General features: G+C 59.1%; 14 protein-coding genes. 13 read left to right on the top strand and 1 reads right to left on the bottom strand.

From position 1 onward, the window contains the following. The first annotated feature begins 33 nt into the window (after positions 1-33). Together BLL52_RS11605 and BLL52_RS11600 are read left to right on the top strand one after the other, a co-directional pair. The gene (locus BLL52_RS11605; protein ID WP_075586795.1) at positions 34-660 is read left to right on the top strand and encodes a glutathione peroxidase; all 627 of its coding nucleotides are present in this window, start codon (positions 34-36) and stop codon (positions 658-660) included. Between the two features lie 8 nt (positions 661-668). After that, on the top strand, positions 669-1085 hold the full coding sequence (locus BLL52_RS11600) for an RNA-binding S4 domain-containing protein (protein WP_075586794.1): 417 nt from the start codon (positions 669-671) through the stop codon (positions 1083-1085). Positions 1086-1239: 154 nt separating this feature from the next. Here the strand turns inward: BLL52_RS11600 and acs are convergent, their stop codons facing one another. Beyond that, positions 1240-3234 (bottom strand): acetate--CoA ligase, encoded by a 1995-nt coding sequence (gene acs, locus BLL52_RS11595; RefSeq protein ID WP_075586793.1) that lies wholly within the window; start codon positions 3232-3234, stop codon positions 1240-1242. A 142-nt stretch (positions 3235-3376) separates the two neighbouring features. On the opposite strand from acs, the gene BLL52_RS11590 reads away from it, so the two are divergent. The 11 genes from BLL52_RS11590 (at position 3377) to murI (ending at position 13087) form a co-directional block, all read left to right on the top strand. Beyond that, positions 3377-3967, top strand: coding sequence for a YqhA family protein (locus BLL52_RS11590; RefSeq protein WP_075586792.1), 591 nt, complete (start codon positions 3377-3379; stop codon positions 3965-3967). A gap of 116 nt (positions 3968-4083) precedes the next feature. Continuing rightward, positions 4084-6891, top strand: a complete 2808-nt coding sequence (locus BLL52_RS11585; protein WP_075586791.1) for a monovalent cation/H+ antiporter subunit A — start codon at positions 4084-4086, stop codon at positions 6889-6891. Continuing rightward, a complete protein-coding gene (locus BLL52_RS11580; protein ID WP_075586790.1) occupies positions 6879-7229 on the top strand; it encodes a Na+/H+ antiporter subunit C in 351 nt (116 codons plus the stop codon). Before BLL52_RS11585 ends, BLL52_RS11580 begins: the two co-directional genes overlap by 13 nt. Further along, positions 7226-8782 carry a monovalent cation/H+ antiporter subunit D gene (locus tag BLL52_RS11575; RefSeq protein ID WP_198930624.1) on the top strand — a complete coding sequence of 519 codons (1557 nt, stop codon included), beginning with the start codon at positions 7226-7228 and terminating at the stop codon, positions 8780-8782. Before BLL52_RS11580 ends, BLL52_RS11575 begins: the two co-directional genes overlap by 4 nt. Further along, positions 8779-9267, top strand: coding sequence for a Na+/H+ antiporter subunit E (locus BLL52_RS11570; RefSeq protein ID WP_075586789.1), 489 nt, complete (start codon positions 8779-8781; stop codon positions 9265-9267). Before BLL52_RS11575 ends, BLL52_RS11570 begins: the two co-directional genes overlap by 4 nt. Further along, on the top strand, positions 9261-9530 hold the full coding sequence (locus BLL52_RS11565; protein ID WP_075586788.1) for a K+/H+ antiporter subunit F: 270 nt from the start codon (positions 9261-9263) through the stop codon (positions 9528-9530). Before BLL52_RS11570 ends, BLL52_RS11565 begins: the two co-directional genes overlap by 7 nt. Continuing rightward, positions 9527-9895 carry a Na+/H+ antiporter subunit G gene (locus BLL52_RS11560; RefSeq protein ID WP_075586787.1) on the top strand — a complete coding sequence of 123 codons (369 nt, stop codon included), beginning with the start codon at positions 9527-9529 and terminating at the stop codon, positions 9893-9895. Before BLL52_RS11565 ends, BLL52_RS11560 begins: the two co-directional genes overlap by 4 nt. A 153-nt stretch (positions 9896-10048) precedes the next feature. After that, positions 10049-11623, top strand: coding sequence for a fumarate hydratase (locus tag BLL52_RS11555; protein ID WP_075586786.1), 1575 nt, complete (start codon positions 10049-10051; stop codon positions 11621-11623). Between the two features lie 51 nt (positions 11624-11674). Beyond that, positions 11675-11944 carry a BrnT family toxin gene (locus BLL52_RS11550; RefSeq protein ID WP_075586785.1) on the top strand — a complete coding sequence of 90 codons (270 nt, stop codon included), beginning with the start codon at positions 11675-11677 and terminating at the stop codon, positions 11942-11944. Between the two features lie 16 nt (positions 11945-11960). Then, on the top strand, positions 11961-12227 hold the full coding sequence (locus BLL52_RS11545; protein WP_241839133.1) for a BrnA antitoxin family protein: 267 nt from the start codon (positions 11961-11963) through the stop codon (positions 12225-12227). A 32-nt stretch (positions 12228-12259) separates the two neighbouring features. Next, positions 12260-13087: a glutamate racemase gene (gene murI, locus BLL52_RS11540; protein WP_075586783.1), complete on the top strand. Its 828-nt coding sequence runs from the start codon at positions 12260-12262 to the stop codon at positions 13085-13087. Positions 13088-13193 lie beyond the last annotated feature (106 nt).

Below are 13193 nucleotides of genomic sequence, written 5' to 3'. Positions count from 1 at the left end.
CTGAGCTGTCCGAAAAAATACTCAGGAGTTTTTATGCCACGATTGACATCGCTTTCGGGATCACCCGGCACCCTCAAACAGCTTCTGCTCGCTTTGGGCAGTGCACTGTTGCTGGGGCTGAGTTTTGGCGCAACCGCGCAAACCGCCAAGCCTGTAGCACCCTCTGCCAAAACAGCAGCAGCAGCCTGCCCAGCGGTGCTGAAGCACACTTTCAATCGACTGCAAGACGAAAAACCCCAAGACCTGTGCCAGTACGCGGGCAAGGTCGTGCTGGTGGTCAACACCGCCAGCTACTGCGGCTTCACCGGCCAATACGAGGGGCTGGAGGCGCTGTATGCCAAATACCAGCCCAAAGGCTTGGTGATCCTGGGTTTTCCGTCCAACGACTTTGGCAAGCAGGAACCCGGCAGCAACAAGGAAATTGCCGAGTTTTGCTTTAACACCTACGCCGTCAAGTTCCCGATGTTTGTCAAAACCGTGGTGTCGGGCACCCAGCGCAACCCGCTGTTTGCCCAGTTGGCCCTAGCCACTGGCACCACGCCTAAATGGAATTTCTACAAATACCTGATTGATCGCAACGGTAAAGTGATCGACAGCTACGGCAGCATGACCAGCCCAAGCAGCCGCAGCCTGGTGGGCGATATAGAGCGCCTACTTTAATCCGCCGTATGGACAAACTGCGCATTGACAAATGGTTGTGGGCGGCACGCTTTTACAAAACGCGCAGCCTGGCGTGTGACGAGATCGACAAGGGCCGGGTGCAGGTGAATGGCCTTTCTGTGAAGCCCGCGCGTGAGGTCAAGGCGGGTGACAGCGTGCAAATGCGCATCGGCCCGACCGCGCGCACTGTGACTGTGCTCGCGGTAAGCGACAAACGCGGCCCGGCGCCGGTTGCCGCACTGCTGTTTCAGGAAACACAAGCGTCTATCACGCAGCGACAGGACGCCGCTGAGCAGCGCCGCTTAGCCCCAGAACCCGCTCTGGCGTTCACTCAAGGCCGTCCCACCAAACGCGACCGCCGCGACGCCGAAAAATTACGGGGTGATGCCTGGGGCAACCGCTGGAGCGCCAGCATCGACAGCTGACACCTCAAGCGCAGATTCAAACGCCCAGCAAAGAGCCCGCAATTGCATAACGCAAAAGCGGGCTTTTTGATCACCAGCCCAACACTAGTTTTATATAAGAAATCGACCTCTAGCCCTTATTCCATAAGCGCGAGAAGCTATTCTTATCAGAGCATCAGTAGGCTTGACCCAGCTGGCTCAAAATCGCCGGGTTTTCCAGCGTGGACGTATCCTGGGTGATGGTTTCACCCTTGGCCAGCGAGCGCAGCAGGCGTCGCATGATCTTGCCGGAACGGGTCTTGGGCAGATTTTCACCAAAGCGAATGTCTTTTGGCTTGGCGATCGGGCCAATTTCCTTGGCCACCCAGTCGCGCAGTTGCTTGGCAATGGCTTTGGCCTCGTCACCCGTCGGCACGCCGCGCTTCAGAACCACAAAGGCGCAAATCGCTTCGCCAGTCAGGTCATCGGGACGACCCACCACAGCGGCTTCAGCCACCAGATCGGTCTTGGCGACCAGCGCCGATTCGATTTCCATGGTGCCCATGCGGTGTCCAGAGACGTTCAGCACGTCGTCAATACGGCCGGTGATGCGGAAGTAACCCCGGTCAATACTGCGCACTGCGCCGTCACCTGCCAGGTAATAGGTGCCGCCCATTTCAGCGGGGAAATAGCTGGCCTTGAAACGCTCCGGGTCGCCCCAGATGGTGCGAATCATCGACGGCCAGGGGCGCTTGATGACCAGCATGCCGCCCGAGCCATTGGGCACGTCGTGACCGGCTTCGTCAACGATAGCGGCCATGATGCCGGGTAACGGCAGCGTGCAGCTACCCGGTACCAGCGGTGTGGCGCCCGGCAGCGGGGTGATCACGTGACCACCGGTTTCGGTTTGCCAGAAGGTGTCAACGATTGGGCATTTTTCATGGCCAACGTTCTTGTAGTACCACATCCAGGCTTCGGGGTTGATGGGTTCGCCCACCGAACCCAGAATCCGCAGGCTGGTCAGGTCTGACGCATCCGGGTGCACCTTGGAGTCGGCCTCGGCAGATTTGATCAACGAGCGGATCGCCGTGGGTGCGGTGTAAAAAATGCTGCACTTATGGCGCTCGATCATTTGCCAGAAACGCCCCGCATTCGGGTAGGTTGGCACACCTTCAAAAATGATTTGCGTGGCACCTGCTGCCAGCGGGCCGTAGGCCACATAAGCGTGGCCGGTAATCCAGCCGATGTCGGCAGTACACCAGAACACGTCGTCTGGGCGCAAGTCAAAAGTCCAGTCCATGGTCAGCTTGGCCCACAGCACAAAGCCGCCGGTGGCGTGCTGCACACCCTTGGGTTTGCCAGTGGAGCCAGAGGTGAACAAGATAAACAGCGGGTGCTCGGCACCCACCATCACCGGCGCACATTCGGTGCTTTGACCGGCCAGCGCTTCAGTAAAGGTGACGTCACGGCCTTCCACCATGTTGCAGGCGGTGGACGTGCGCTCAAACACCATCACGGTTTTGATGGACTCACAACTACCCAGGCCCAGGCCGTCGTCCACAATCGCCTTCAGGGGCAGTTCTTTGCCGCCGCGCATCTGGAAGTTGGAGGTGATAACCGCCACCGCGCCCGCGTCAATGATGCGCTCTTGCACCGCCTTGGCCGAAAAGCCGCCAAACACCACGCTGTGGATCGCGCCAATGCGGGCGCAAGCCTGCATGGCAATCACGCCCTCAAGCGTCATGGGCATGTAAATCAGGACACGGTCGCCTTTTTGAATGCCACGGGCTTTCAGGGCATTGGCAAACTGGCTGACCTTGGCCAGCAGTTCCTTGTAAGTAGTTTTGGTGACTTCGCCGCCGTCAGCTTCGAAAATGACAGCCACTTTGTTCTCGTTGGGCGTACCCATGTGTTTGTCAAGACAGTTGGCGCTGGCATTGAGTTCGCCGTCTTCAAACCATTTGTAGAAAGGCGCATTGGACTCGTCCAGCGTCTTGGTAAAGGGCTTGCTCCAGACCACGTTTTCACGCGCCAGACGGGCCCAGTAACCTCCAAAATCGGTGGCAGCTTCAGCGCACAAGGCGCTGTAGGCGTCCATGCCGGAGATGCAGGCCCCCTTCATAACGGCCTCGCTGGGTTCGAAAACGCGGTTTTCTACCAAAACGGACTCAATAACTGACGGTGTGCTCACAGATCAATCTCCTCTTTGTTAAATGAAATTCACTCGGTAATGTCAAGCCACGTACTTACAAGCTACTGACTATAACGGGGAGTCACAGAGGGTTTGGGGTAGCGCGATAAACTCCGGGCGTCTTCCAACTTACAGACGCTTCATGTCTACCCCCACTCCTGAAAAAAACCCTGTTCAGCGACTGATTTTTGCCAGCCGCTGGTCGCAACTGCCGATCTGCATCGGCCTGATCCTGGCGCAAGGCGTCTATGTTTTTCACTTTTGGGTTGAATTGGTGCATTTGCTGGAGGCCGCATTTGGCAATCAGAACGCACTGCAAGCGCTGGTGACGAGTATTGGCTACAAATCCGACTTGGTGGTGAGTTCGCTCAACGAGACCATCATCATGCTGGTGGTGCTGGCGCTGATTGACGTAGTGATGATCTCCAACCTGCTGATCATGGTGATCGTTGGTGGCTACGAGACCTTTGTTAGCCGCTTGGACCTGGAGGGCCACCGCGACCAGCCCGAGTGGCTGAGCCATGTCAACGCCTCGGTGCTGAAGGTCAAGCTGGCCACCGCCATCATTGGTATCAGCTCGATCCATCTGCTCAAGACCTTCATCAACGCCGCCAACTACAGTGACAAGGTGTTGATCGCCCAGACGGTGATACACATCACCTTCCTGCTATCGGCGATGGCCATCGCCAACACCGACCGGCTGATGCAGCACGGCCAATGGTCTTCGCATTGACATGCGCTACCCAAGCCAATGGTATTTTTACCGGCACACTGTTATCCCCGGCACGGCTTATTGGATTTATCTGCCGGTACAAGGGCACAAACAAATCAGTGTGAAAAAATAAGCCGATGCATTTGTTCCTTGCCATACTGACCCCTTTTTTTGGTGCTGCACTGGTAGCACTGTTGGCTAAATACGGTCGCAGCGTGTCAGCCTGGGCCACAGCTGGCATCACAACACTGGCACTCGCTCTTTTGTCGCCTTTGGTGATGGACAGCTTTGCCGGGCAAACGACCCTCCAGCGTGTGGGCTGGATACCCAGCGCGGGGCTTGACCTGAGCTTTCGTATGGACGGGCTGGGTGTGCTGTTCTCATTGCTGATTCTGATCATCGGACTGCTGGTGATCCTGTATGCGCACTACTACCTGTCAGAGCGCGACAGCTTGACTCGGCTCAACAGCTACTTGCTGCTGTTCATGGGCTCCATGCTGGGCGTGGTGTTGTCAGAAAACCTGATTCAGCTGGTGATTTTTTGGGAACTCACCAGTCTGTCGTCTTTTTTGCTGATCGCCTACTGGCGACACCGTGAAGCGGCGCGCAGTGGTGCCAAGATGGCGCTGGCCATCACTGGCGCGGGTGGTCTGGCGTTGCTAGGGGGCGTCGTATTGCTGGGCGAAATAGTCGGCAGCTATGAGCTGACAACGGTTCTGGCCAATGGCGACATGGTTCGTGCTCACCCGCTCTATCTCCCCGCGTTGCTATTGATTTTGCTCGGTGCATTTACCAAATCAGCGCAATTCCCGTTCCACTTCTGGCTGCCCAACGCCATGGCGGCACCAACACCAGTGTCTGCCTATTTGCACTCTGCCACGATGGTCAAGGCCGGTGTTTTTTTGCTGGCCCGCTTGTTTCCGGTGCTGTCGGGCACAGATGCATGGACCTGGATAGTCGGTGGCATCGGCCTGACCACCTTTCTGCTCGGCGCGGTACTGGCATTGTTCAAGCACGATCTCAAAGGTTTGCTGGCCTATTCGACCATCAGCCATCTGGGTCTGATTACCGCGTTGTTTGGCATTGGCACGCCGCTGGCAGCCGTTGCAGGTGTCTTCCACATCATCAACCATGCTATTTTCAAGGCCGGCTTGTTCATGGCGGCAGGCATCATTGACCACGAATGCGGTACCCGTGACATGCGCCGCATCAACGGCCTGTGGCATTACATGCCGCACACCGCTACCCTGGCGATGGTTGCCTCGGCGGCGATGGCAGGGGTGCCGCTGGCCAATGGTTTTTTGTCCAAAGAAATGTTTTTTGCCGAAGCCGCGGCCGCAGGGAGCCACATGCGCATGGGGTGGTGGTTGCCCGTGGTCGTGACGCTGGCGGGCATTTTTGCAGTGGCCTACTCGATACGCTTCATCCATGATGTGTTTTTCAACGGCAAGCCGATCGACTTGCCCAAGACACCCCATGAGCCGCCACGCTTGATGAAAGTTCCAGTGGAAATTCTGGTGATTTTGGTGTTGGTGGTTGGCATCTTCCCGGTCCAGACGGTTGAGCCTTTGTTGGCTATTGCGGCAGTTGCCGTGCTGCAAGGGCCCTTACCCGAGCACAACCTGGCCCTCTGGCATGGCTTTAATCCAGCGCTGTGGATGAGTGTGATTGCCCTGATCGGCGGTGGCCTGCTGTACTTGGGCCGAAAACCGTTGTTTACCCTGCATGACCGGCTAGACAAACGGTGGAATGGCAAGGTGATCTTTGATGCGATGGTGGGTGCTGTGCTGACTTTTGCGCAGCGCGTCACGGTTTGGATAGACACCGGCTCTTTGCAGCGGCAACTGATGTGGTTTGTACTGAGCGCGGTGGTACTCGGCGTGGCGGGTATGGCGCTGACGTCAGCCCCATTGACCGGAACGCGAGCGCTGCTTCCGATGGGTGTGGTCACCCTGACCGCTGGCGTGTCCCTGGTGCTGGCCACACTGGCGGCGACCGTGCTGCACCGCCAGCGGGTCACAGCACTGATTCTGGTGGGCGCGGTGGGGTTGATGGTGGCCCTGGTGTTTATCAAATTTTCTGCGCCTGATCTGGCGCTGACGCAAATTTCTGTCGAGGTCGTCACCTCCATTTTGCTGTTGCTGGCACTGTATTTTTTGCCTGTTACCACGCCCCGGGAATCGAGCGCGTTACGGCGCTGGCGCGATGTGGGCCTTGGCTTGCTCGCGGGTGGCGGGGCAGGCGCGCTGGCCTGGGCGGTACTGACCCGGTCCAGTGACAACATTTCCGGGTTTTTCATTGAAAACAGCGTGCCCGGTGGCGGTGGACACAACGTGGTGAACGTTATCTTGGTGGACTTTCGGGGTTTTGACACCCTGGGCGAGATCGCGGTGCTGGCAGTCGCGGCTTTGGGCATTTTTGCCTTGCTCGGCAAACTGCGCTTACCTGGGCCTGAGCGGGATGCCAGTGGGCGCGCCTGGGACACCGATGCACACCCCATGATTCTGGCCACCTTCGCCAGACTGTTACTGCCGCTGGCATTGCTGGTCTCTGCGTTCATTTTCCTGCGTGGTCACAACCTGCCAGGCGGCGGCTTCATTGCTGGCCTGATTACCGCGATTGCCCTGATCGTGCAGTACCTGGCCAACGGTGTTCTCTGGACGCATGCGCGTCTGCCCGAAAAAACCCAGCCACTGATAGCTGCTGGGCTGGGGCTAGCGGTACTCACCGGGCTGGCCAGCTGGGCCTTTGGTCGCCCGTTCCTGACATCTGCCTTTGGCCACGTGAACTGGCCGCTAGTGGGTGAGTTTGAGGTGGCCTCAGCTTTAGCGTTCGATTTGGGCGTCTTCCTGGTCGTGGTTGGCGCGACCCTGCTGATTTTGATCAACCTTGGCTTGGCCCACCGCGCCAGCCATAACAAGGAGCAGCGTTCGTGGAAGCCCTGATTGCCCTGGCCATTGGCACCTTGACCGGCTGCGGTGTTTACTTGATCCTTCGCGCCCGCACTTTCACCGTGGTGCTTGGGTTGACCTTGTTGTCGTATGGCGTCAACCTGTTTTTGTTTGCCACCGGACGCTTGGTGATTGGCCAGCCGGCAGTCATCTCCGGTGCGCCGAGTTACGCAGATCCGCTGCCGCAAGCGCTGGTGCTGACCGCCATCGTGATCGGCTTTGCCATGACCGCGTTTGTCATCATGCTCAGCTTGCGCGCCCGTGACGAATTTGGTAACGACCATGTGGACGGCCTAGACACCACCGCTGACACCAAGGGCGAACCCTCATGATGGCCCATTTGGCTATTTTCCCGATTTTGCTGCCGCTCATCGTCGGCATCTTGCTGCTGGCACTGGCGCAGTTGCCCATCATGGTCCAACGCTGGGTGGCGGTGGCGTCAGTGCTACTTCAGATCGGCGCTGCCGTCGCTTTGCTGTCAGCGGTAGCGGGCGGTGACATGCTGGTTTACCGTCTGGGTGACTGGCCCGCCCCTTGGGGCATTGTGCTGGTGGCTGACCGGCTGGCCGCTTGGATGGTGCTGATCACCACGCTGCTGGCACTCCCCGCTTTGGTTTTTGCCAGTGGCGGTGTGGACGCCCAGGGCCGGCATTTTCATGTGCTGTTCCAGATGCAGTTGTTCGGCCTGGCGGGCGCCTTTTTGACGGGCGATTTGTTCAACCTGTTTGTCTTTTTTGAGATCTTGCTGATTGCCTCTTACGGACTGGCATTGCACGGCGGCGGTGCCGCCCGCACGCGCGCCGGCCTGCACTATGTGGTGATGAACCTGGCGGGCTCTACCGCGTTTTTATTCGCTGCGGGCCTCATTTATGCCGCGCTAGGCAGTCTGAATCTGGCCGATCTGGCCAACAAAGCCAGCACGCTGGCGCCTGACCATTTGGGGTTGGCACGCGCCGGTGGCTTGCTGCTGTTGCTGGTGTTTGGGTTGAAGGCGGCGCTGCTGCCGCTGCATCTGTGGCTGCCGCGCGCGTATGCAAACACCTCGGCGCCTGTGGCTGCACTGTTCGCCATCATGACCAAGGTGGGCATTTATGCCATTTTGCGCACCCACACCTTGCTTTTTGGCAATGCAGCGGGCGAGCTCGCGCAATTGTTTGATCCCTGGTTACTGCCGCTGGCGCTGGCCACCATTGTCATCGGCACGTTGGGTGCGATGGCTGCAGACAGCCTGGGAAAACTGGCTGCCTATTTGGTCCTGGTGTCGGTGGGCACCTTGCTGACCGGCATTTCAGTGGGCACACAGGGCATTGCCGCCGCGCTCTACTACTTGCCGCACAGCACCTTCACTGCGGCCCTGATGTTTTTGCTCGCCGATGCGATCAAACGGCGTCGCCCCAAAACCGGCGACCGTTTTGTCCAGAGTGTCGACCTGCCTCACCATGCCGTGTTGGGTGCCCTATTTTTTGCAGCAGCCGTGGCGGTGGCGGGCTTGCCTCCGCTGTCCGGGTTCATTGGCAAGTTTTTAATATTGCGGGCCACGCCTGAGCAACCTTGGGTGTGGGTGATTATTTTGCTGGGCGCGCTGATGAGCGTGATTGCCCTGGCACGAGCCGGTAGCCAACTGTTTCTGGCAGCCACAACGGCGGCGCGAGCGCCCAAGACGGCGGGTACGCCTGCGCCTTCGGGCGCGCCGCTGACCGCAACGCCTAGGCCAGTCGTCACCTCCTTTGAAGCGTGGGAACTGCTGTCCATCGGTGGCCTGGTCTGCCTCATTCTGGCGATGACCGTCGCAGCGGGTCCGGCGGTGGACTTTGCCAATGCCACGGCGCTTCAGTTGGCCAACCCCGCGCTCTATATCTCTGCGGTACTGACAGGTCAACCATGAAGCGCTGGCTACCCCACCCCCTGCTCACGCCCACCCTGACGGTGGTTTGGCTGTTGCTCAACAACACCCTGGCCCCTGGGCACATCGTGCTGGGGATCATGCTAGGCTGGGCCATTCCGCGCTTCACACTGGCCTTTTGGCCCAACCAGGTGCGTATTTATCGGCCTATCAGCCTGCTGCGATTCGCCGGGGTGTTTTTATTCGACGTGCTGGTGGCCAATGTGGCCGTGGCACGCCTTGTACTGGCTGGCCCCAAGGCGCTCAACCCGCTGTTTGTGCATGTCCCCCTGGATTTAACCAATGACCTGGCGCTCAGCCTGTTGGCCAACACCATCTGCCTGACACCGGGCACTGTGTCGGCGCATCTGTCGGCCGACCAGCGGGTGTTGTTGGTGCATGCGCTGGATTGCACCGACCCGGATGAACTGGTACGCAGCATCAAGCTGCGCTTTGAGAAGCCTTTGCGGGAGATTTTTGAATGCTAAGCACCGCCCTCACCCTCGCTTTTGTTCTGGTTGCCGCAGCCTTTGGCATCAGTTTCTTCAGGCTGATCAAGGGGCCCAGCGTGCCAGACCGTATCCTGGCGCTGGACACTTTGTACATCGATGCGATTGCGCTGCTGGTACTGCTGGGTATTCAACTGGCAAGCCCTTTGTATTTTGAGGCGGCTTTGCTGATCGCCTTGATGGGCTTTGTCAGCACGGTGGCACTGTGCAAGTTTTTACTGCGGGGAGACATCATCGAATGAGCAGCACCACTGAAATACTCTTGTCGGCGCTGGTTTTGATAGGTGCCGCCTTCACCTTTATCGGCTCGCTCGGTCTGGTGCGCTTCAAAGACTTCTACACCCGCTTGCACGCGCCCACCAAGGCCTCCACGCTGGGTGTCGGCGGCCTGCTGATCGCCTCTTCGGTTTTTTTCAGCGTCACAGGCGAGGCTTTGAGCCTGCACGAAATATTGGTCAGTCTGTTTTTGCTCATCACCGCCCCCATCTCGGCGCACTTACTGGCCAAGGCGGCTTTGCATCTGCGCTTGCCATCGGTCACCCCACTGCCAGACGCGGCCCACGAGCCTGTCACCGCGGCAAACCCGCCTGCTGCAGTGCGGGAGTAACCCAACCTGGCGAGAGACCGCGCGTCTAGCAGCCTGTCGGACTGGTCGAAGCATCGGCTGCCATTCGACGTCGGGGCGGGGTGGTTAAACTCCAATTTTGACTTTTCAGTTGCTGAGTCAACCCCATTCGCTAGACCTTCGAGGACGCCTTCCATGACCACCGCTATCCGCCAAGCCGACCTGATTGAATCCATCGCCGCCGCGCTGCAATACATCAGCTACTACCACCCGGCTGACTACATTGCCCACTTGGCCCGCGCTTACGAGCGTGAGCAAAACCCAGCCGCCAAGGACGCCATTGCACAAATTTTGACCAACAGCAAGATGAGCGCCACCGGCCACCGGCCAATGTGCCAGGACACCGGCATCGTCAACGTGTTCCTCAAAGTCGGCATGGACGTGCGCTGGGAAGGTTTCGACGCGGCTCCCGATGGCCAGCCCCGCGGCCTGGACGACGCCATCAACGAAGGCGTGCGCCGCGCCTATAACTTTGCTGACAACACGCTGCGCGCCAGCGTGGTGGACGACCCCGAGTTCTTGCGCATGAACACCAAAGACAACACACCGGCGGTGATCGTCACCGAGATCGTCCCCGGCAACACGCTGGAAGTGACGGTAGCAGCCAAGGGCGGCGGCAGCGAGAACAAGAGCAAGATGGTGATGCTCAACCCCGGCGACTCGGTGGTCGACTGGGTGCTGAAAACCGTGCCCACCATGGGCGCGGGCTGGTGCCCGCCGGGCATGCTGGGCATCGGCATTGGCGGCACCGCCGAGAAGGCGGTGCTGATGGCCAAACAAAGCCTGATGGACGACCTGGACATGTACGATCTGCAGGCCAAGTCCAGTAAGGGTGAAACACTATCAAAAATAGAGCAGCTCCGGCTTGAACTGTTTGACAAGGTGAATGCTTTGGGCATTGGCGCGCAAGGCCTGGGTGGCCTGACCACGGTGCTGGATGTGAAGATCAAGATGTACCCGACCCACGCCGCCAGCAAGCCGGTGGCCATGATCCCCAACTGCGCCGCCACCCGCCACGCCCACTTTGTGCTGGACGGCAGCGGGCCGGTTTACCTGACCCCGCCGTCGCTCGACACTTGGCCGGATGTGGCTTGGACGCCGGACTATGTCAAGAGCAAAAAGGTAGACCTCAACACCCTGACACTGGCCGAAGTCGGCACCTGGAAGCCCGGCGACACCCTGCTGCTCAACGGCAAGATGCTGACCGGCCGCGATGCCGCACACAAGCGCATCAAGGACATGTTGGCCAAGGGCGAAAAACTGCCGGTCGATTTCACCAATCGAGTCATCTATTACGTTGGGCCGGTCGACCCGGTGGGCGATGAGGCGGTAGGCCCGGCCGGCCCGACCACCGCTACCCGCATGGACGGCTTTACCGAGATGATGCTGGCAGAAACTGGCCTGATCGCCATGATCGGCAAATCTGAGCGCGGCCCGGTGGCCATTGAGGCCATCAAGAAACACAAATCAGCCTACCTGATGGCGGTGGGCGGCGCCGCTTACCTGGTGTCCAAAGCCATCAAGACCGCCAAGGTAGTCGGCTTTGCCGACTTGGGTATGGAAGCCATCTACGAGTTCGACGTGGTCGACATGCCCGTCACCGTGGCGGTAGACGCGGGCGGCACCAGCGTGCATATCACTGGCCCGGCGCAGTGGAAAGAGCGCATTGCCACCGGTGAGTTCAAGGGCATCACAGTGGCCGGGGCGTAACGACATAGAACATGTTGTTGACTAGCCTATTTACTGTAGCTACAGTAAAACATGCGAATCGGGTTTGATTCGGCCAAGGATACAGCCAACCAGGCGAAGCACGGCGTATCCCTGATGGTGGCCAATGAACTCGACTGGCAGGCCGCGCTGGTATGGATCGATGCACGGGCTGACTATGGCGAGGCGCGAATGATTGCGCTGGCACCAAAAACCAGCATCCTCTATTTCCTGGCGTTTGTAGATCGTGGCGAGATAGGCAGAATCATCAGTCTGCGCCGCGCCAATCGTCCTGAGGTTAAGCACTATGCCAACACGGTCTGAGCAACCCACTATTCACATGCCAACGGCAGAAGAAGACCGAGCGATCACAGCGCCAGCCAAAAGCGATCCTGACGCACAGCCCCTGACGCCCAGGCAACTTCAGTCCATGGTTCCGATACAGGCGCTGCGTGGTCGCCCCAAGTCAGAACATAAAAAATTGCTGGTATCGGTGCGCTACAGCCAAGAGGTGGTGGCGTACTTCAAATCCACTGGTGAAGGCTGGCAAGCCCGTATGGACGGTGTTCTTCGCCAATACGTGGCAAGCCAGCCGCGAAACAGGTGAGAAGTACCGAATTCAGTGCCGCATCAAACCCGATGTCCAAAAAGGCAACGCAATACCCCATCAGCAAGCGCCCCATCGGCGTTTTTGACAGCGGTGTGGGTGGCTTGAGCGTGCTCCAAGCCTTGCGCCGGGAGCTGCCGCACGAAGACTTTGTTTACCTGGCCGACAGTGGCCACGCCCCCTACGGCGAGCGCGACGACGCTTTTATCATCCAGCGCGCACGCGCCATCACTCGCTATCTGCTGCAGGGGCAACCGCCCATCCAGGCGCTGGTCATCGCCTGCAACACCGCTACCGCCGCGGCCATCCACCTGCTGCGCCAGGAGCACCCTGGCCTGCCAGTCGTGGGGGTCGAGCCTGCTTTGAAACCCGCTGTGGCCGCCAGTCGCACCCAGCGCATCGGTGTGATGGCTACCCGTGGCACCCTGGCCAGCCAGAAATTCAACGCGCTTCTGGCCAAGTTCGACGGCCAGGCCGAGTTCATCTGCCAACCCTGCGACGGTTTGGCAGACGCCATTGAACACGCCAATGAATCAAAATTAATAGCACTTAGCGCATATTACATAAGGGCTATAGGCCAATTTGGCTTAAAAAGTGGCGAAGTGGACACGCTGGTGCTGGGCTGCACCCATTACCCGTTTGCCCGCGCGCAACTGCAAGCGCTGCTGCCCGCAGGCGTGCAGATCATTGACAACGGCGAACCGGTCGCCCGACAAACCCGCCGCGTGCTCCCGCAGGCGGCCAGTGCAGAGCACACTGGCCAGATGCGGCTGTATTCCACCGGGAACCCGCAGCTGCTTGCCCAGGCCGCACAGCGCTGGCTTGGTCTGGCGTGTGCGGTGCAAACGCTGATGCTCTAAGTTTTTCGGCGCCTGTGTAGAGGCGTTCGGGGGCGCTGTAGCTCAGTGGCGCCTAAGGACTTGAGGCGACAACGGTTCGATGCCGTCCCCGTGCTTTTGCGCTTTA

This window comes from Rhodoferax antarcticus ANT.BR (assembly GCF_001938565.1).
GTDB lineage: Bacteria > Pseudomonadota > Gammaproteobacteria > Burkholderiales > Burkholderiaceae_C > Rhodoferax > Rhodoferax antarcticus.
Note: the sequence above shows the minus strand (reverse complement) of the source record. Positions and strands in the feature narration are given on the sequence as shown.